The organism is Chryseobacterium sp. SG20098 (genome assembly GCF_031844745.1).
Classification (GTDB): Bacteria; Bacteroidota; Bacteroidia; order Flavobacteriales; family Weeksellaceae; genus Chryseobacterium; species Chryseobacterium cucumeris.
The window spans coordinates 4,477,255-4,497,666 of the sequence record NZ_CP134622.1 but is presented as its reverse complement, the minus strand read 5'-3'; the positions used below and the strand labels follow the sequence as shown (position 1 = coordinate 4,497,666).

Below are 20,412 nucleotides of genomic sequence, written 5' to 3'. Positions count from 1 at the left end.
CAAGGTCTGCCGGATAATAAGGATAGATATGGATAATATTAAGTGAACGTTTCGTAAGTGTCAGACTAGTTTCCTTACACTTTTTCAGCTTCCTTAATGGTTGAATATTGATTTTAATTTTTAATGTTCAAATTTATTTTGAGAAATATTGAATCTGCTCTGCAATAGGGCCTAAAGTTAATGCAGGGAAGAAAGACAATGCCGCAATCAGTAAAATCACTGCCAGAGTCATGAATCCGAAAGTAGCCGTATCTGTTTTCAGTGTTCCTGAACTTTCAGGGATATATTTCTTCTGTGCCAACAGACCTGCAATGGCTACCGGTCCTATGATCGGGATAAATCTTGAGAGTAACAGTACAATTCCCGTTGAGATATTCCACCAGGGTGTATTGTCTCCCAACCCTTCAAATCCGGATCCGTTATTCGCTGCGGAAGAAGTAAACTCATACAGCATTTCACTGAAACCATGGAAGCCGGGATTATTCAATGTCTTTGCTCCAAATTCTGGTAGATAAGCCGTTAAAGCGGTTCCTGCAAGAATCAGGAAAGGATGGAATAAAGCCACAATCATTGCGATTTTCATTTCTTTGGCTTCAATCTTTTTACCCATAAATTCTGGGGTTCGTCCTACCATCAGCCCACTGATAAATACAGCAAGAATGATAAAGATAAAATAGTTCAGAATTCCGACTCCACAGCCTCCGTAGAAGCAGTTGATCATCATCGCAAGCAATTCATTCATTCCCGAAAGCGGCATTGTACTGTCATGCATTGAGTTCACAGATCCTGTTGAAATAACTGTGGTTGCAATACTCCAGTAGCCGGACGCTGCACTTCCGAAACGGATTTCTTTACCTTCCATAGCTCCCAGGCTGTTATCTGTTCCCATTTTTGTGATCAAAGGATTTCCTCCTGTTTCATTCACGATATTCGGAATGGTAAGTGCCAGAAAACCGACCGTCATTACCGTAAAAATCACCCATGAAAGTTTTCTTTTATTCAGATAAAAACCTAGTGCAAATACCAATGCAAACGGAATGATCATCTGAGCGATCATCTCTGTCATATTGGTCATATAATTAGGATTTTCAAGCGGGTGCGCAGAGTTGGCTCCGAAAAACCCACCTCCGTTAGTTCCCAAATGTTTGATCGCAACAAATGCAGATACAGGCCCTCTGGAAACATCAGCTTTCTGGCCTTCCAGTGTTATAATGTGATCTTTTCCTTCGAAAGTCATCGGACTTCCGTTAATAGAAAGTACTAAAGCAACAATTACACTTACCGGAACTAGGATTCTGACCATTGATTTGGTAAAAAAATCGTAGAAGTTCCCAAGTTCGGTACTTGTTTTTTCTTTAAAAGCCTTGAAAAGGACAGCCATTGCCGCCATTCCCGTTGCAGCCGTAACAAACTGTAAAAACATCAGATAAAGCTGGCTCAGATAACTTACTCCTGTTTCTCCTGAATAATGCTGTAAATTACAGTTCACTAAGAATGAAATGGTAGTATTAAAAGCCAGATCGGGTGACATATTTGGATTCCCATCAGGGTTCAAAGGAAGCCATGCCTGATTCAGCAAAAGAAGGAAACCTATGATGAACCAAACCAGATTGATCGCCAGCATGGCATACATATTCTGTTTCCAGTTCATCTGGCGGGCAGGATTAATTCCCGAAACTTTATAAATTAACTTTTCAATGGGTTCAAAAACCGGATCCAGAAAAGTCTTTTTGTATCCGTAGACATTAGCTATATATTTCCCTAAAAATATTCCGATAACTAATGTGATAGCAAACATTGCTATAATGCCTAAAATCTCTGTATTCATGACTAATTAAAATTTTTCAGGTTTCATTAAAACATAACAGATATACACAAAGGCAAGTATTGAGAGGAAAAATAAACTCCACATAATTTATATTCTATCAAAAAATTCAACTGATTTATACAAAAGCCAAAACAATACTGCAAAAAGCAGAATTAAACTTATGAGCATCATATTTTAATCATTAGGGTTAAAAGGGTCAACAATACGTACGATACAATCAGCAGACTAAAAGTCGAGTGCTCCCGTTTTTTAAACGTTTTTCTTGAAATTGTCATTTTTAAATATTTTATTCGAAGACTATATGCCAAAAGAAAGTCCATTTTGAAAAACAAACAGTCAATTAATTGACTAACAACATATTAACACAAAACACAAAACCATATAAAAACAGAAAAGCCTATCAAAATGATAGGCTCTTTATTAAAATGATAAAAGGTTTATTTTAATCCGTATTCTTCAAGTTTACGGTACAATGTGGCAATACCGATTTCCAGTAAACGGGCAGCTTCTGCCTTGTTACCTTTTGTATACTGTAGAACCTTCTGTATGTGTATTTTTTCCAGTGATCTGATACTTAAAGAATCACTTTCAGGAACAGCTTTTTCCGAATAATGGGGAAGACTTTCTGCGTCAAGGATATTGTTATCCATCAAAATCAAGCTGCGTTCCACGGCATTTCTCAGTTCACGGATATTTCCTTTCCAGTCGTTTCGTTCCAGTACTTTATAGTAATCAGGATTTACCTGAACCCCTGTCAGATGAAGTTTATGAGAAAAAATATCTATAAAATGCTTGGCAATAGCTTTCAGGTCTTCTTTTCGTTCTCTTAATGGCGGAAGCGTGATCTCAAAGACATTAAGCCTGAAATAAAGGTCTTCTCTGAAATTTCCCTGCTTTATTTCATCTATCAGGTCTCTGTTGGTAGCAGCAATTAACCTGAAGTCAGATTTAGAAACTTTGGTTTCACCCATTTTGATAAATTCCCTGGTTTCTAAAACTCTGAGCAATTTTGCCTGAAGTTCTATTGGCATCTCACCGATTTCATCCAAAAACAGAGTTCCTCCGTTAGCTTCTTCAATCAATCCTTTCTTATCTTTCAAAGCTCCAGTAAAAGCACCTTGTTTATGACCAAAAAGCTCGCTTTCCAGAATTTCTTTACTGAATGCTGAACAATTGATCGCTACAAAACTGTTTTTCTTCCTGTCACTTCCTTCGTGAATGGCACTCGCAAAAACTTCCTTACCCGTTCCGGTTTCCCCTGTAAGAAGAACAGCAGCATCCGTTAAAGCTACTTTTTCAGCCAGTTTCTTAGCCTGCAAAATAAGTGGTGATTTACCTATTATCTGATTAAACCCTTTCGTCACAGCCTGCTGAACAACCCTCGATTTATTGTCTTTTACCTTATCAAGAGCCTTATACACCAATGGGATTATTTTCTCATTATCATCTCCTTTCACCAGATAATCATAAGCACCATTCTTCATAGCCTGTACAGCATCCGTAATATTACCGAATGCCGTCATCAGGATAATTTCAAGCTGTGGATATTTAGTTTTGATAGCCTTTACCAGCTCTACCCCAAAAGCATCAGGCAGACGAACATCGCTCAGAACAACATCAAATTTATATTGCTCCAGCATGGTCATTGCCGAACGCGCCGTAGAAGCTTCTTTTACATTAAAATTTTCTTGGGAAAGGATCATTCCTAGTAATTTAAGGAGTTTGATCTCATCATCGATGATCAGAATATTTCCTGACATTGTAATTATTTTTGGAAAACTAGTACAAACTTATTGAATTTATTCGAGGAAAACGGGGTAATAGAAGGAAATAGTTTACTTAACACCATTTGAGATATCAGGAGCTGTTTCCCGCTATCCATTCATACTCCTCGAGCCTGCGCTCCCGCCCTGAGTAAAGCCGTAGGTCTTCATGCCTGCTGCGGGGTAACCATTCCTATCGGGGCTAGGATGATGAATGAATTATCAATGATAAATTATAAAATGATGTAACGAAGTTCGGGATAAGGATTCCGTGGTTATCTTTTCCAATGGAGTTATTGGTTGCAATGGCGTCTTTCTTTTTATTTGGCCTGCTTCTTTCCTACTGTGTCATTCCGCAGGAATCCAGCCTGCTTTATTATAGTCTTTAAAGGATTAAAAAGGTAAAAGTAATATTTGAGTTATGTGCTAATACTTTGTTGAGACTCCTACGGAGTGACAATTAGAGTGTATGCTGTCCAGCATACGTAATAAATGATAAGTGATAGTTGATTGATGTATCGTTTATCAATTATTCATTGCTCATTACATATAAGCTTAACTTGGGTATATAACAAAAAAACCTTTATCGTAAAGATAAAGGTTTTTTAAAAATAAAATAAAAACTGGCGGCGGCCTACTCTCCCGCGTTAGCAGTACCATCGGCGCTGGTGGGCTTAACTTCTGTGTTCGGAATGGGAACAGGTGAGCCCCACCGCTAAAACCACCCTAAAGAAGGTATATAAGATATCAGAGGATAGATTTCAGATTTCAGACTTCAAGGTCTGGTATCTGATGTCTTATATCTGACATCTGTTTTAAGCGATAAAAACTTTCACAAAGACAAAACCTTCACTGCGCATAAAGCACCTGGTTTATATTAGTAACCATAGACTATAAATCTACGGGTAATTAGTACTACTTGGCTATGACATTACTGTCTTTACACCTATAGCCTATCAACGTCGTCATCTACAACGACCCTTAAAAGATGTCTCATCTTGAGGCGAGTTTCGCACTTATATGCTTTCAGTGCTTATCTCTTCCAAACGTAGCTACTCAGCGGTGCACCTGGCGGTACAACTGATACACCAGAGGTTTGTTCAATTCGGTCCTCTCGTACTAGAATCAAGCCCTCTCAAACATCTAACGCCCGCAATAGATAGAGACCGAACTGTCTCACGACGTTCTGAACCCAGCTCGCGTGCCACTTTAATGGGCGAACAGCCCAACCCTTGGGACCTTCTCCAGCCCCAGGATGTGACGAGCCGACATCGAGGTGCCGAACCTCCCCGTCGATGTGAGCTCTTGGGGGAGACTAGCCTGTTATCCCCGGAGTACCTTTTATCCTATGAGCGATGGCCCTTCCATACGGAACCACCGGATCACTATGTCCTGCTTTCGCACCTGATCGACTTGTAGGTCTCACAGTCAAGCACCCTTATGCCATTACACTCTACGCACGGTTACCAAGCGTGCTGAGGGTACCTTTGAAAGCCTCCGTTACTCTTTTGGAGGCGACCACCCCAGTCAAACTACCCACCACGCAATGTCCTTCTGAAAGAAGTTAGGCTCCAAGTAAGTAAAGGGTGGTATTTCAACGTCGGCTCCACAAACACTAGCGTGCCTGCTTCAAAGCCTCCCACCTATCCTACACATTACTTACTCAAAGTCAATACGAAGTTATAGTAAAGGTTCACAGGGTCTTTTCGTCCCATTGCGGGTAATCGGCATCTTCACCGATACTACAATTTCACCGAGCTCGTGGCTGAGACAGTGCCCAGATCGTTACACCATTCGTGCAGGTCGGAACTTACCCGACAAGGAATTTCGCTACCTTAGGACCGTTATAGTTACGGCCGCCGTTTACTGGGGCTTCAGTTAATGCCTTCGCTTACGCTAAGCACCTTCCTTAACCTTCCAGCACCGGGCAGGTGTCAGACCCTATACAGCATCTTTCGATTTAGCAGAGTCCTGTGTTTTTGATAAACAGTCGCCTGGGCCTCTTCACTGCGGCCAACATTGCTGTTGGCGTCTCTTCTTCCGAAGTTACGAGACTATTTTGCCTAGTTCCTTAGCCACGACTCACTCGAGCACCTTAGGATTCTCTCCTCGACCACCTGTGTCGGTTTTGGTACGGGTTGCTTCACTTCGGCTTTTCTTGGATCAGATTACACTACAGCAGCTTCGCCCGAAGGCTAGGCCTTGACTATTCCGTCAGTCTCCAGCAGCTACATCCAACCGTCCCCTTTTATTGTGAGCAAGTATGGGAATATTAACCCATTGTCCATCCACTACCCCTTTCGGGTTCGCGTTAGGTCCCGACTAACCCTCAGCTGATTAGCATGGCTGAGGAAGCCTTGGTCTTTCGGTGAGCAGGTTTCTCGCCTGCTTTATCGTTACTTATGCCTACATTTTCTTTTCTATCCGCTCCACAATACCTCACAGTACTGCTTCGGCGCAAATAGAATGCTCTCCTACCAGATATATCTAAAATATAAATCCATAGCTTCGGTAATATGTTTATGCCCGATTATTATCCATGCCGGACCGCTCGACTAGTGAGCTGTTACGCACTCTTTAAATGAATGGCTGCTTCCAAGCCAACATCCTAGCTGTCAATGCAGTCCAACCGCGTTGCTTCAACTTAACATATATTTGGGGACCTTAGCTGTTGGTCTGGGTTCTTTCCCTCTCGGACATGGACCTTAGCACCCATGCCCTCACTGCCGTAGAACATTTATTAGCATTCGGAGTTTGTCAGGAATTGGTAGGCGATGAAACCCCCGCATCCAATCAGTAGCTCTACCTCTAATAAACTTATATACGACGCTGCACCTAAATGCATTTCGGAGAGTACGAGCTATCTCCCAGTTTGATTGGCCTTTCACCCCTACCCACAGGTCATCCGAAGACTTTTCAACGTCAACCGGTTCGGTCCTCCACTCTGTGTTACCAGAGCTTCAACCTGCCCATGGGTAGATCACAAGGTTTCGCGTCTAATCCTACTAACTATGCGCCCTATTCAGACTCGCTTTCGCTCCGGCTCCGGTACTTAATACCTTAACCTCGCTAGTAAAATTAACTCGTAGGCTCATTATGCAAAAGGCACGCCGTCACAGCATTACGCTGCTCCGACCGCTTGTAGGCGTACGGTTTCAGGTTCTATTTCACCCTTCTATTCGAAGTGCTTTTCACCTTTCCTTCACAGTACTTGTTCACTATCGGTCTTTCAGGAGTATTTAGCCTTGGAGGATGGTCCCCCCATATTCAGACAGGATTTCACGTGTCCCGCCCTACTCATTTATCATCTCTATATGCCTTTCGAGTACAGGATTATCACCTTCTATGATTGTTCTTTCCAGAACATTCCTCTAAACATAAAAAGACTTTTGGGCTAATCCGCTTTCGCTCGCCACTACTTACGGAATCTCTTCGATTTCTTTTCCTCCGGGTACTTAGATGTTTCAGTTCTCCGGGTTTGCTCCTCTTGCGAGGTGACATATCTTCAATATGCCGGGTTGCCCCATTCGGATATCTGCGGATCAATTCGTGTGTGCCAATCCCCGCAGCTTTTCGCAGCTTACCACGTCCTTCGTCGCCTCTGAAAGCCTAGGCATCCGCCATACGCCCTTAACGATTTCTTTCCTATTGGTTACTCAAGCGCTTTATGCGCTCGGTTTTCTCTTTGTGATGTCTTTACCGTTAATGTCAATGATCTTAATTTCTTTCTTTCAAACTGATGAACAAATGTTGTTTTTGGCTCCATTCGTAACTTTTAAATCAGTCTTCCAAAACTGTGGAGAATAAGGGAGTCGAACCCTTGACCTCCTGCGTGCAAGGCAGGCGCTCTAGCCAGCTGAGCTAATTCCCCTCTAGTAGACTTTAGATATCAGATTCCAGATCTCAAACCTAAATGTCTGATGTCTAATAGCTGATCTCTTCCTGTCTTTCAATTAGTAGTCTCGGGCAGGCTCGAACTGCCGACCTCTACATTATCAGTGTAGCGCTCTAACCAGCTGAGCTACGAGACTGTCTTTTAGACGTAAAAGATGATAGACTGATAGATAATAGACTAATTTCTTCGTCTTTCTCTCTCTGCTTTTATCTTCTTTGCCTCTCTCAATCCCTTTACTAATTTCTAGTGGGTTTTGTATTTTTATATATCAACCAAACAAAAAACTAAAGCTATGCTTTAAGTAAGTATTTTGTATCTTACGATACTGATTTTGTTTAACGTCCTAAGACGCTCTAAAATGAGATGTTCCAGCCGCACCTTCCGGTACGGCTACCTTGTTACGACTTAGCCCTAGTTACCTGTTTTACCCTAGGCAGCTCCTGTTACGGTCACCGACTTCAGGTACCCCAGACTTCCATGGCTTGACGGGCGGTGTGTACAAGGCCCGGGAACGTATTCACCGCGCCATGGCTGATGCGCGATTACTAGCGATTCCAGCTTCATAGAGTCGAGTTGCAGACTCCAATCCGAACTGAGACCGGCTTTCGAGATTTGCATCACTTCGCAGTGTAGCTGCCCTCTGTACCGGCCATTGTATTACGTGTGTGGCCCAAGGCGTAAGGGCCGTGATGATTTGACGTCATCCCCACCTTCCTCTCTACTTGCGTAGGCAGTCTCACTAGAGTCCCCAACTTAATGATGGCAACTAGTGACAGGGGTTGCGCTCGTTGCAGGACTTAACCTAACACCTCACGGCACGAGCTGACGACAACCATGCAGCACCTTGAAAAATGTCCGAAGAAAAGTCTATTTCTAAACCTGTCATTTCCCATTTAAGCCTTGGTAAGGTTCCTCGCGTATCATCGAATTAAACCACATAATCCACCGCTTGTGCGGGCCCCCGTCAATTCCTTTGAGTTTCAAACTTGCGTTCGTACTCCCCAGGTGGCTAACTTATCACTTTCGCTTAGTCTCTGAAACTTACATTCCAAAAACGAGTTAGCATCGTTTACGGCGTGGACTACCAGGGTATCTAATCCTGTTCGCTCCCCACGCTTTCGTCCATCAGCGTCAGTTGTTGCTTAGTAACCTGCCTTCGCAATTGGTGTTCTAAGTAATATCTATGCATTTCACCGCTACACTACTTATTCCAGCTACTTCAACAACACTCAAGACCTGCAGTATCAATGGCAGTTTCACAGTTAAGCTGTGAGATTTCACCACTGACTTACAGATCCGCCTACGGACCCTTTAAACCCAATAAATCCGGATAACGCTTGCACCCTCCGTATTACCGCGGCTGCTGGCACGGAGTTAGCCGGTGCTTATTCGTATAGTACCTTCAGCTACCCTCACGAGGGTAGGTTTATCCCTATACAAAAGAAGTTTACAACCCATAGGGCCGTCGTCCTTCACGCGGGATGGCTGGATCAGGCTCTCACCCATTGTCCAATATTCCTCACTGCTGCCTCCCGTAGGAGTCTGGTCCGTGTCTCAGTACCAGTGTGGGGGATCACCCTCTCAGGCCCCCTAAAGATCGTAGACTTGGTGAGCCGTTACCTCACCAACTATCTAATCTTGCGCGTGCCCATCTCTATCCACCGGAGTTTTCAATACCGAATGATGCCATCCAGTATATTATGGGGTATTAATCTTCCTTTCGAAAGGCTATCCCCCAGATAAAGGCAGGTTGCACACGTGTTCCGCACCCGTACGCCGCTCTCAAGATCCCGAAGGATCTCTACCGCTCGGCTTGCATGTGTTAGGCCTCCCGCTAGCGTTCATCCTGAGCCAGGATCAAACTCTCCATTGTATGTTTGTCTGACTCACTCAAAGTTTTTAACGCTTTAGTTTTTCCTTACTTGGTTGTTATATTGTATGTCAATGATCTTTATATCTTTCGCTTTTCAACGAAGCAATCTCTCTGTCAGTGTCGCTCCGTATTTGCGAGTGCAAAAGTAAAACTTTATTTTTTAATGACCAAATGTTTTTGAAGAAAATTTTAAAGTTTTTTAAGTAACTTTAACCCTTCTCAAAACCTCAATCTCTCTACTCCTGCGCTCCCTCTAATTGGGACTGCAAAGATACAAACTCTTTTTAAACTGGCAACTTTTTTTTCAAAAAGTTTTAAAGTTTTTTTCGTCCGTCTCTTTTTGGAAGTAATATCGTTTCTGCCCATCTAAAGGCTCTTCTGCGCTACTGAATATCTTTCGTTTTTCAGTGGGGCAAAGATAGTAACTTCATACAACGCAAAACAAGTTTATTTAACATAAATTTTACTGTTTTGTAATATTTGCCGCTAAAGGACTGGGTAGCAGGGTGAAAAATTTTAAACATTTGTTTGGAGGTGTGGTTGGAGAGTAAGTAGGTTGGAGGGTTTGGGGTGACTATGGTCAAATAGGGTATATATTATATAATATAGAGACCAGACTATACAAGAGAGCTTACTTTCTTCGACGAAGACTGAAGAGTATATTTATATATTATATAGAGCAATAAGATTTAACTCCTACACGCGTAATTAATTACAATGCTTCGACTCAGCTCAGCATGACATGGCTAATACTAACTGCTAAAAGACCTCAGATATTATCCTGCCAACTTACAAGCGCTCTTGTAAAGAATTTGGATTCCTGCAGAATGATACAATGGAAATAGGGATTTACACTCAATAATATGTTTACATAGAATTCTGCAATATGAAAATTCAAACCAATATTCCTTTTCTACCTGGAAACCCGAACCTCGAAACTCAATAACCAGAACCTCATCATTCATCATTCATCATTCATCATTCATCATTCATCATTAACCACTTATCATTAACGACTCCTACCCTAGCCCTGATAGAAATGGTTACCCCGCAGCTTGCGTCGGAGGGTGGGAGGGTTGGAGCGTGGGAGAGCGCTGGTGCGAGGAGTAGGAATGGATAGCAGGAAATAGCTCCTTATAAAGTTCGAGAGTTGGAGGGTTGGGAATATGAAATTATAGTGATTGTATATAATGGTATACGGGATTGACAAACAGTTTCTGTAGAATGATTCACCTTCTCAACCGTAATAATAGATGTAATAATGATAAAAAGAGGCTAACATTTTTTTTGATTCCTTACATTTGTAGTGCATTCCGGTTTCTAAGGGATGAAATGAGTTTTATATATGACAGACAGAAAATATAAGGAAACGGTACATACAGATAACAACCAATACGACTATATTACGGTAACCCATGACGAAAATAACGTCAGAATCTATACTTTGAAAAATGGATTAAAGGTTTTTCTTGCTCAGAATTTTGATGCCCCAAGAATACAAACCTTCATTCCGGTAAGAACAGGAAGTAATAATGATCCGGCTGATAATACAGGGCTGGCACATTATCTTGAGCATATGATGTTTAAAGGAACTTCAAAAATCGGAACCCAGAACTGGGAAAAGGAAAAAGAACTTCTTGATCAGATCTCGGCTTTATATGAAGAACATAAAGCAGAACAGAATCCTGAAAAGAAAAGGAAAATCTACAAAAAGATTGATGAAGTTTCCCAGGAAGCCAGCCAATATGCCATTGCCAATGAATATGATAAAGCGATTTCTTCTCTGGGAGCCAGTGGTACCAATGCGCATACCTGGTTTGATGAAACGGTTTACAAAAACAATATTCCGAATAACGAACTTGAAAAATGGCTGAAAATAGAGAAGGAAAGGTTCTCTGAAATTGTACTTCGTCTTTTCCATACTGAGCTGGAATCGGTATACGAGGAGTTCAACAGGGCGCAGGACAATGACACAAGACTTGTGAACTACGAACTGATGGATGCTCTTTTTCCCACTCATCCCAACGGGCAGCAAACGACCCTGGGAAAACCGGAACACCTGAAAAATCCATCGATGAAGGCTATTCACAAGTATTTTGATGAATATTATGTTCCCAATAATTATGCTATGGTATTGGTTGGGGATCTTGATTTCGATGAAACAATCCAGTTAATTGATCAATATTTCGGGACTTTACCTTATAAGGAACTTCCTGCAAAAACACCCATTACTGAACAGCCTATTACAGAAGTTGTAGCCAGAACAGTAAAAAGCCCTACTACTCCACGTACTCAGCTTGCATGGAGAACAGATAGCTATGGAACAAGAGAAGCAATGCTGGCTGATATAGTTGCCAATATTCTCAGCAACAGAGGAGAAGCCGGATTATTGGATTTACACATTAACCAGACTCAGAAGATGCTTTGGGCTCAAGCCTTTTCTGTAGGACTAAGACAGTATGGATATTTCTCCATTGTTGCGGTTCCTAAGGAAACACAGACCCTGGAGGAAGCAAAGAATATGGTATTGGATGAAATTGAGCTGATCAAGAAAGGAGATTTTCCGGACTGGATGCTGCCAGCCATCATCAATGATTTCAAACTTCAGAGAATGAAAGGTCTTGAAACTGCCGAAGGTCTCGCCACCAATCTTTACGATTCTTATATAAAAGGAAGAAGCTGGGAAGAGGAACTGAATGAAATGGATGAGTATGCCTCTTTCACCAAAGATGACGTAGTGAATTTTGCCAATGAGTTTTTCAAAGAAAACTATGTGGTTGTTAATAAAGAAAAAGGGGTAAACGACAAACTGATCAGAGTTGAGAATCCAGGTATCACTCCTGTTAAGATCAACCGTGATAGTCAGTCTGAATTTTTGAAAGAGATTCTGGCGGATAAAACGGAGGATATTAAACCTGAATTTATTGATTATCAAAAAGAAATCATTACGGATCAGCGTAACGGAAAGAAATTAAGTTTCGTAAAGAATAAATACAACGATATTGCTCAGCTGCACTTTATTTTTCCTTTAGGAAGTGATCATGACAGAGATTTAGGGATTTCAACTCAGCTTCTGCAGTATTTGGGAACAGATACTTTTTCACCGGAGGATTTAAAAAAGGAATTTTTCAAAATCGGAATCAGCAATGATTTTAAAACAACGAACAATCAGCTGACCATCTCGCTGAGCGGACTGGAAGAAAATATAGAAAAAGGAATTACCCTTCTGCAGCATTGGATGCGCAATGTGCAGCCTGATCAGGAAATCTATAATCAGTTTGTGGGAACAGTACTGGAAAACCGTCAGGCCATGAAGAAAGATAAAAACCGGATTATAACAGCCCTGAACAATTATACAAAGCTGGGCAGCAACTCACGTTTTACGGATGTTATTTCTAAGGAAGAACTTGAAAACAGCAGTGCTGAAGTTTTTACAGACAGAATGAAAAAGCTTTTCCAATATCCTTATCAGGTATTTTTCTATGGTAAAAATTTTGAAACCTTTAAAGAATACATTGGTGAATACATAGAACCTGAAAGCCTTCAGATACCAGCTGCTAAACTGTATCCGGAACCGGCAACCGGAGGAAACGTGTATTTCATCAACTATGATATGGTTCAGATGGAAATGAGCAAGATTGGTAAAGGAAGCGAGGTGAACCCGCTTCATTTCGGAAAGATCAATGTGTTTAATGAATATTTTGGAAGAGGGTTATCTTCCATTGTTTTCCAGGAAATGCGGGAAAGTAAAAGTCTTGCTTACTCTGCTTATGTTTCTTATGCAGCGAACTCTGAGCTGAACCATCCTGATTATGTAACGACTTATATCGGAACCCAGCCTGACAAGCTGATGATCGCTGTAGATACCCTGAATGAACTGATGAACGAGCTGCCAGAAGTCCCTATTCAGTTTGAGAATGCCAGAAATGCAGCTCTGAAACAGATTGCTTCTACAAGGGTTACCCGAAACAATATATTTTTCAATACCTTAAGATTGCAGAAATTAAATATCTATCATGATTTCAGAAAAGATATTTATGAACAGATCCAGCACTTGGCATTTGAGGATATCAATCATTTTTATCAGACAGAAGTCAAATCAATACATTTTAACACCGCTATTATCGGCAAAAAAGAGAATCTTGATATGAAAGCTGTCAACAAAATGGGAATATTTAAAGAAGTAAGTCTGAAAGATATTTTCGGACATTAAAAAACAAACCGCCAGATAGAATTATCAGGCGGTTTGTTTTTTTTATAAATGATAATTGATAATTGATAATTGATCACGTGTAGCTCATCCTTCATCATTCATCATTTATAATCTATTACGTCATCATACAATCTCCGTCACCATCCTGATATTTTGGATTAAAATGATCGGGAAGTAATTCCAAAAGATTTTTATGAAACAGGTACTCTCTTTTAAAATCACGTTCATAGATAGGGGAAAATACTTTTGACTGTTGTATTTCCCTGTTTAATGCGGTTTGATAAGAAGTAAAGCCTTTTACTTTATGACTCACGATGAAATAATGTAAAACCCGGATAACCTCATCGAAATTACCGTCCGTAAAAAGGTAAGGTATTTTAAGATAGCCATCACGGAGCTGCAGCAGAAAACAGGATGTAATCTTGTTATTTTTATTTAAAATTTTGATCCAGAAATATTTAAAGCTGTCAGCAAAACTTGAAAACAGGTATTTTTCATCTTTTTTGCCTTCTAAAACCCAGGGATAATTGATAAAAGTATTGATTTCATCTGCATTACGCATCCCGGGAAACCTGTTCATAAAACCTGCACTTTCTTTGTCGATGTGATCCAGAACTTCATATTTAAAATCCGGTTTTGATGCTGTAAGATTCTTTATTGAGATCACTCCATTGGCGACAGCATCCAGAATTTGAAAAAGAGGTTTCAACGGTTGTGTGCCAGGTTTCTTTTCAGGAATCATTTTAGCGGCATCGGTTCTGAAGTAGTAGCGTTTCCCTTCTTTGGGAAAAACATAATCAAAAACACCCATAATATTATAGAGGGCTTCTGCTTCTTTAGTAAATTCTGTAATGGCAATCCGGCCTTCGTATTCTTCAAAAACTTTTTTCAGCAATGCTTTCGCCGGTCTTTTTTTTCTATATTCCGGGTTAACATACAGGGTACTGAGCCAGGCATAGCGGATTTCTTTTCCATCTATAGTAAAACAATCCGGAAAACATCCCACATAACCGATCAGTTTTTCTTCATAAAAAGCAAGAATGAGAAGTGTATCATGATCTGATGCTTTTGGGTTCTGAATATGAGACAGCGAGCGATGTCTTGTAATGGGAAGAAAATCATATTGCTGAAAATTTCCTGAGGATATAAAATCTTCCAGTTCTTTTCTATTGAATGTTTTCAGCGCTATCATTTTCTCACAATCGTATTTTTATTCATCAGGCTTTTCAATCTGAAGTAAGCTATTTCTTTTTTCAATATCTGTGCTCCGCTCTCTCCCATTTCCATTGGAATTCTTTGAAAATTTCTCTTCACACTGTCCAGTTTTATACCGGCACACCCAAAGCTGCAGTAGATCTCTTCATTTTTATAAAGTTCATCAAAAAAATCTTTCTTTACTTCAAAATCGGTAAACGGGAATGCAAAACTTTCGTACAAAAAACCATTTTCTTTTAAATAAGCAAAGGTTCTGTCGGTTGTTGTCATCTGTTCTTTCAAAGACAAATCGCCATATTTGGGATGATCCCAGCTGTGCGAAGAAATTCCAAAACCTTTGTTGGTAAGTTCTTTTAATTCTTCTGTTGTTAAATAAGGTTTAAATTCCTTTGAATAAGCCTTAAAATCTATTTCAAGTTTTTCAGCAAGCTGATCCAGAATATTTCTTTTCTGATAATTTATGGATAAAATTTTCTTTTGTAGAGCGCGTCTATCTGTTTTTTTTAGCGATAGAATAAAATAAATTTCAGGATCTATTGTTTTCATTTTTTCAGCAGCATCGCCAAGAAGACTTGCCTTGCACCTGAACATCATCTCTTTATTATCTATGAAAGCCGGATTGATAAAATTACAGGCATATATTCCTTTTCGTTCCAGAATGGGAACTACAATATCGTAAAACTCTCTGAAACCATCATCAAAAGTTAAAAGGGCAATTTTTTTCGAAGGTTTAAAACTTCCGGCCATATAATCTTTGAACTCCTGCCAGTTTACAAACTGAAAATGCTTTGCGATATAATCCAGATCATTCTCAAACTGTTGAGTCGTCTTATAACGGATCACATGTTTTAAATGAGGAAGTTCTTTGTCTGAAACACTGTGATAAAGTGGCAGACAATAGTCCAGCGGAAATGATTTTCCGATATTCCCAGTTTCAAAAGCTGCCAAAACATTGATGATGCTGTCTTTCATCCTATTGTAAATAAAAAGAATCTATTCAAAATTAAATTCAAATAGATTCTTAAAGGTATAACTTTTAAAATTATTTTATGATCTTCATTTCATCAACAAGCCATCTTGAGTCTGCGAACTTATCAATGATGAAAAGGATATATTTTGTATCTACCATGATGTTTCTGCTGAAACGCGGATCATAGTTGATATCACTCATTGTTCCTTCCCACTGTCTGTCGAAATTCAATCCTACAAGGTTTCCGTTGGCATCCAAAGCCGGGCTTCCCGAGTTTCCTCCGGTTGTATGATTGGTAGCAGTGAATCCTACAGGAACATCACCTGTTTTATCTTTATAGATTCCGAAATCTTTTTTGTTGTAAAGGTCAATCAGTTTCTTGGGAACATCAAATTCGTAATCTCCGGGAACATACTTTTCCATTACTCCTGCAAGGTGAGTCTGGTATCCGTAAGAAACGGCATCTCTAGGAGTAGAACCTTTCACTTTACCGTAAGTCACACGAAGCGTTGAGTTGGCATCCGGGAAGAATTTTCTGTCTTTATCCGTCTTCATCTGCTGCGCCATGAATTTTTTCTGCAAAGCATCAATTTTTGCCTGCATTGAAGTGTATTGCGGATCTGCAGTTTTCATATAGGTTTCTTTCATCGAAACATATAATTGATAAATAGGATCTTTCTTTAAAGTCCTGATCAGTTTATCCTGATTAGAAAATGCTTTATCAATATCGGCAGTTAATGTTCCTCCGTTTACAGTTGTTCTTCCTGTGATAACAGAGTTTTTAGACATATCTTCTATAACAGGAATATTAGCATTCTCATCTTTATATTTGCTGAATCCTGCCGGTAAAAACTGAGGTGCCGTTTTATTCACATATAAAGCCAATAGTTTCGCAGTTACTTTTGCATCAAGCTCAGCACTGTAATCTTTATAGAAAGAAGTTAATTTTGTTTTTAACTTTGAAAGTTCCTTTTCATCCATTCTTCCTGCTTCTACAGAAGCTACGAAGTCATAATAATCTCCGGCAAGCTTCAAAGTCTCTGCATTTCTTATCACTTCTGTGTAGTAAGCATTGTTTAATGCATAAGGAGCCTGATCATTGTACAGTTTATTCAGCTGATCCAAAGTAGTCTTGATCTCAGGATTTTTAGCAACCAAAGAACCTTCATACATTACTTTCTTTTCTACAGCATTGGATTTTTTCAATCCTTCTACTTCACCGATCCATTTTTTCCAATAGTTGGCTACTGAAGCATATTTTGAAGCATATTTGATACGCGTTTCATTGTCAACACGCATTTTTTCGTCCAAAGTTTTTAAAGCAACATCACGTACCGCAATTCTCGCAGGGTCAATATCTTTCATGATCTTCTCTACAGCAATTGCAGGAAGGTATTCTGTAGTTCTTCCCGGGAATCCGAAAACAAAAGTAAAATCGTTCTCGTTTTTATCTTTGATAGAAACCGGTAAATAGTGCTTTGGAACGTAAGGTACATTGTCTTTAGAATATTCTGCAGGTTTGTTATTCTTGTCTGCATAAATTCTGAACATAGAGAAATCTCCGGTGTGTCTCGGCCAAACCCAGTTGTCCGTATCGCTTCCGAATTTCCCGATGCTTTGAGGCGGAGCTCCTACAAGACGGATATCTTTATACGTTTCGATGGTATAAGCATAGTATTTGTTTCCATAATACATTGGTTTTACCATGATTGACTGGTAAGATTCAATTTTCTGAGAGTTTTTATACACCTCAATATTGTTGTTGATCTTTTTAGTAAGTTCTGGTTCTGTAAGATTGTCTGTACCTTCTAATATCGGATCAGTAACTTCTTTTATATCTACAATAAAATCTACTTTTACTCCCGGATTAGGAAGCTCACCTTCTGTATTTTTTGCCCAGAATCCGTTTGAAAGAAGATCATTCTGAACGGTAGAATGTGCCTGAATCTGCCCAAAACCACAGTGATGGTTCGTTAAAAGCAATCCTTTAGGCGAAATAATTTCTGCAGTACATCCGCCGTTAAACTGTACAACCGCATCTTTAATGCTTGGTTTCTGAGGATTGAAAATATCTTTTGCAGAAATCTTCATTCCTAAATCCTTCATTTCCTTTTCATTCAGCTCTGTAGGAATCCACATCCCTCCATATTGTTGCGCAAATGCCATTGCAGCTGGCAAAAGAAATACAGATAAAAGTATCTTTTTTGTCATAATCAAAATTTTGCCCCAATTTACAAAGAAAAATAGGAACAGGCTTTATAAAACGGGTGGAAAAGTTACTAAGAGTTCGTTTTTGGAAAATAGTGATGGTCAATGGTGAATTTGCTGCGCAAGTGAATGGTGAATTTTTATAATCAAACAGTAAGTAAATTCATTAAAAATTGACAAGCGAAGCGAATTGGCTATTCACTATTCACAATGCGTTCAAAAATTGGATTGTCAATGGTGAAGCTTGCTTCGCAAGTGAATGGTGAATTTTTATAATCAAACAATAAGTAAATTCATTAAAAATTGACAAGCGAAGCGAATTGACTATTCACTATTCACAATGCATTCAAAAGTTGAATCGTCAATGGTGAATTTGCTTCGCAAGTGAATGGTGAATTTTTATAATCAAACAATAAGTAAATTCATTAAAAATTGACAAGCGAAGCGAATTGACTATTCACTATTCATTCAAACATTCTATCCCTTCCCTCTGGCTCAGTTTTTGTTGATTGGAAGTATATCATTATAAAAAACATCCTTAAATTAATTATTATGATGAAAAGTAAAATGCTCATGTTGGGAATGGCATCTGTTCTATTCCTTGCTTCATGTTCTAAAAAAGAAACCACTGAAACAACAGCTACTACAGATTCTACAACGGCTGTACAACCTACTGCTACGGACAGTATCACTAAAGCAACTCCTACAGCAGCTGGTGACACTTCTGAAAATGCTCTGGACTGGGCAGGTACTTATGAAGCAACAGTTCCTTGTGCAGACTGCCCGGGAATAAAGACTTCTTTGACATTGAATGATGATAAAACATTCAGTATTACAGAGGAATATCTTGAGAGAAATTCAAAGAACCAGGACAAAGGATCTTTCACCTGGGATGCTACTGGAAGCATGATTACTTTAAAAGGGAAATCTGCCAACTATAAATACAAAGTGGGTGAGAATATGCTGATCCAGCTGGATATGGAAGGAAAGGAGATCGATGGTCCCAACAAAGATCTTTATGTATTTAAGAAGAAATAAAAGTAAAGGCTTCGGCCTTTATTTTTTTGCTCTTTCACTGTCTAAAACTGATACGCTTTAATTTTCGGATCATTCACCAGACGTCCGATGACTTCCTCATGATGGCTATTTTTTCCGGTAAGTCTCCATATAATGGTAAAGCTTTCCTGAGAATACTGCTGTTTAAGCATCTGATATCTTAAGTGATTTTCTTTGAATATATTTTCACAATATTTAATATCCTGGGAGTCTGTTACAGCAATTCTGTATTCCCTTACTTTATTATAATTATCAATAAAATTCTGGAGATAAGTCAGGGCACTTAAAATAAGTAATACCAACGTAGTTCCCAACAATGCAATATAAACATAGCCGGAACCTACAGCCATTCCAATAGAAGCAGTTGCCCAGATAGTGGTGGCTGTGGTAATTCCTTCAATTTTATTATCTCCTTTGAAAATAACCCCTGCTCCCAGAAATCCGATTCCTGTAATGATATTAGCTGCCAGACGATCCGGATTGGCCACGCCTATTTTTATAGAAAGTATGGTAAACAGACAGGCACCAAAACACACGAGAATAAAGGTCCTGAGGCCGGCCGACTTATTACGGTATTCACGTTCAGCACCAATAAACAATCCTAGAATAACTGAAATAAGGATCAGCAGCAATTCATTTTTAATAATATAGTGGTCCTGAAGAAAATCCATCTTTTATAATTTAAACAGAGAATAAATTTACAATAAATACTATTAAGGAACTATCTTTGCTGAGGAGATTTTGCGTTGCTGCCTCAAAAAATTTATTGCATGAAAAACTTTTGCAATGTTACATTTTAATTGCGGAAATTTTCTTGTATAAAAGGGATATTCATCAATGCGGAAAAATGTCACTTATTAAAAAATCAAAAAAAATAATACTTATATACAATTATGGATAAAGAAATTTCACACTTCTGGTTAGGATATTTCAAGAATGAAGAAGATTTTTATAGCTTTATAGAAGAGGATGAAAACTACTATATAGAGGAAGAAACTGATGATCAGTATGTTTCCAAGTTTGCAGAATCACAAAACATCAAATGGTTTGATGATGATTTTATAGAATATGGTTTTGAGGATGAAAGCCTTAGCCTTAACGATAAGTTTGCAGAGTATTCTTATGCGGACCAATGGCTTCCGATCCTGGAAAATAAATTAAACGAACTTAGTCTGGATACGCCTGTAAATGCCATTATTTTCGCCACAAGATTTGTGATTCCTAATCCGGTTTCTGTAGAAAATGATGATTTTTCACTGCATTATGTGGGAGAAATAGAATACGATATTTAATACTATCATTAATAACAAGTAACTTCATTAAGAATGGAGTTACTTGTTATTAATAAGATTCTGAAATGGCATAAAAAGTGATGATTTAATCTGTAAACT

At 39.3% G+C, this 20,412-nt stretch carries 9 protein-coding genes, 2 tRNA genes and 3 rRNA genes; 3 read left to right on the top strand and 11 right to left on the bottom strand.

All coding sequences use genetic code 11. The features are described from left to right. Window positions 1–133: 133 nt before the first annotated feature. From kdpA to RHP76_RS20680, 7 genes are all read right to left on the bottom strand, one after another. Window positions 134–1,828: a potassium-transporting ATPase subunit KdpA gene (gene kdpA, locus RHP76_RS20710; protein WP_120232937.1), complete on the bottom strand. Its 1,695-nt coding sequence runs from the start codon at window positions 1,826–1,828 to the stop codon at window positions 134–136. Between the two features lie 437 nt (window positions 1,829–2,265). Continuing rightward, the gene (locus tag RHP76_RS20705) at window positions 2,266–3,588 is read right to left on the bottom strand and encodes a sigma-54-dependent transcriptional regulator (protein WP_311228934.1); all 1,323 of its coding nucleotides are present in this window, start codon (window positions 3,586–3,588) and stop codon (window positions 2,266–2,268) included. A 624-nt stretch (window positions 3,589–4,212) separates the two neighbouring features. Next, window positions 4,213–4,320 (bottom strand): 5S ribosomal RNA (gene rrf / locus RHP76_RS20700). Window positions 4,321–4,480: 160 nt separating this feature from the next. After that, a 23S ribosomal RNA gene (locus RHP76_RS20695) occupies window positions 4,481–7,235 on the bottom strand. A gap of 153 nt (window positions 7,236–7,388) precedes the next feature. Continuing rightward, window positions 7,389–7,462: transfer RNA gene (locus tag RHP76_RS20690), tRNA-Ala, on the bottom strand. Window positions 7,463–7,548: 86 nt separating this feature from the next. Continuing rightward, window positions 7,549–7,622, bottom strand: a tRNA-Ile gene (locus RHP76_RS20685). Between the two features lie 220 nt (window positions 7,623–7,842). Beyond that, a 16S ribosomal RNA gene (locus RHP76_RS20680) occupies window positions 7,843–9,359 on the bottom strand. Together the 16S, 23S and 5S rRNA genes with 2 tRNA genes alongside form the textbook arrangement of a ribosomal RNA operon. 1,345 nt (window positions 9,360–10,704) lie before the next feature. Between RHP76_RS20680 and RHP76_RS20675 the strand changes: the two genes are divergently transcribed. Then, window positions 10,705–13,572, top strand: coding sequence for a M16 family metallopeptidase (locus tag RHP76_RS20675; RefSeq protein ID WP_311228933.1), 2,868 nt, complete (start codon window positions 10,705–10,707; stop codon window positions 13,570–13,572). 115 nt (window positions 13,573–13,687) lie between these two features. Here the strand turns inward: RHP76_RS20675 and RHP76_RS20670 are convergent, their stop codons facing one another. The 3 genes from RHP76_RS20670 to RHP76_RS20660 all read right to left on the bottom strand — a co-directional run bounded on the left by RHP76_RS20670 (window position 13,688) and on the right by RHP76_RS20660 (window position 17,968). Continuing rightward, window positions 13,688–14,764 carry a GNAT family N-acetyltransferase gene (locus RHP76_RS20670; protein ID WP_311228932.1) on the bottom strand — a complete coding sequence of 359 codons (1,077 nt, stop codon included), beginning with the start codon at window positions 14,762–14,764 and terminating at the stop codon, window positions 13,688–13,690. Next, entirely contained in the window at window positions 14,761–15,759 is a 999-nt protein-coding gene (locus RHP76_RS20665; protein ID WP_311228931.1) for a polysaccharide deacetylase family protein, read from the bottom strand. The genes RHP76_RS20670 and RHP76_RS20665 overlap by 4 nt, the downstream gene beginning before the upstream one ends. A 70-nt stretch (window positions 15,760–15,829) precedes the next feature. Next, window positions 15,830–17,968 (bottom strand): S46 family peptidase, encoded by a 2,139-nt coding sequence (locus RHP76_RS20660; protein ID WP_311228930.1) that lies wholly within the window; start codon window positions 17,966–17,968, stop codon window positions 15,830–15,832. A 549-nt stretch (window positions 17,969–18,517) separates the two neighbouring features. Between RHP76_RS20660 and RHP76_RS20655 the strand changes: the two genes are divergently transcribed. Beyond that, entirely contained in the window at window positions 18,518–19,003 is a 486-nt protein-coding gene (locus RHP76_RS20655) for a copper resistance protein NlpE (RefSeq protein WP_277694191.1), read from the top strand. A 41-nt stretch (window positions 19,004–19,044) separates the two neighbouring features. On the opposite strand, the gene RHP76_RS20650 is transcribed toward RHP76_RS20655, so the two are convergent. Beyond that, entirely contained in the window at window positions 19,045–19,692 is a 648-nt protein-coding gene (locus RHP76_RS20650; protein WP_062675322.1) for an MgtC/SapB family protein, read from the bottom strand. Window positions 19,693–19,914: 222 nt separating this feature from the next. Between RHP76_RS20650 and RHP76_RS20645 the strand changes: the two genes are divergently transcribed. Continuing rightward, complete coding sequence (locus RHP76_RS20645; protein WP_123278816.1) at window positions 19,915–20,313, top strand: immunity 22 family protein; 399 nt, start codon at window positions 19,915–19,917, stop codon at window positions 20,311–20,313. The last annotated feature ends 99 nt before the right edge of the window (window positions 20,314–20,412 follow it).

What these genes read in the sequence shown, in the direction of transcription:
- kdpA (WP_120232937.1), bottom strand. Translation starts at nt 1,828, where the DNA reads ATGAATACAGAGATTTTAGGCATTATAGCAATGTTTGCTATCACATTA.
- RHP76_RS20705 (WP_311228934.1), bottom strand. Translation starts at nt 3,588, where the DNA reads ATGTCAGGAAATATTCTGATCATCGATGATGAGATCAAACTCCTTAAA.
- RHP76_RS20675 (WP_311228933.1), top strand. Translation starts at nt 10,705, where the DNA reads ATGACAGACAGAAAATATAAGGAAACGGTACATACAGATAACAACCAA.
- RHP76_RS20670 (WP_311228932.1), bottom strand. Translation starts at nt 14,764, where the DNA reads ATGATAGCGCTGAAAACATTCAATAGAAAAGAACTGGAAGATTTTATA.
- RHP76_RS20665 (WP_311228931.1), bottom strand. Translation starts at nt 15,759, where the DNA reads ATGAAAGACAGCATCATCAATGTTTTGGCAGCTTTTGAAACTGGGAAT.
- RHP76_RS20660 (WP_311228930.1), bottom strand. Translation starts at nt 17,968, where the DNA reads ATGACAAAAAAGATACTTTTATCTGTATTTCTTTTGCCAGCTGCAATG.
- RHP76_RS20655 (WP_277694191.1), top strand. Translation starts at nt 18,518, where the DNA reads ATGATGAAAAGTAAAATGCTCATGTTGGGAATGGCATCTGTTCTATTC.
- RHP76_RS20650 (WP_062675322.1), bottom strand. Translation starts at nt 19,692, where the DNA reads ATGGATTTTCTTCAGGACCACTATATTATTAAAAATGAATTGCTGCTG.
- RHP76_RS20645 (WP_123278816.1), top strand. Translation starts at nt 19,915, where the DNA reads ATGGATAAAGAAATTTCACACTTCTGGTTAGGATATTTCAAGAATGAA.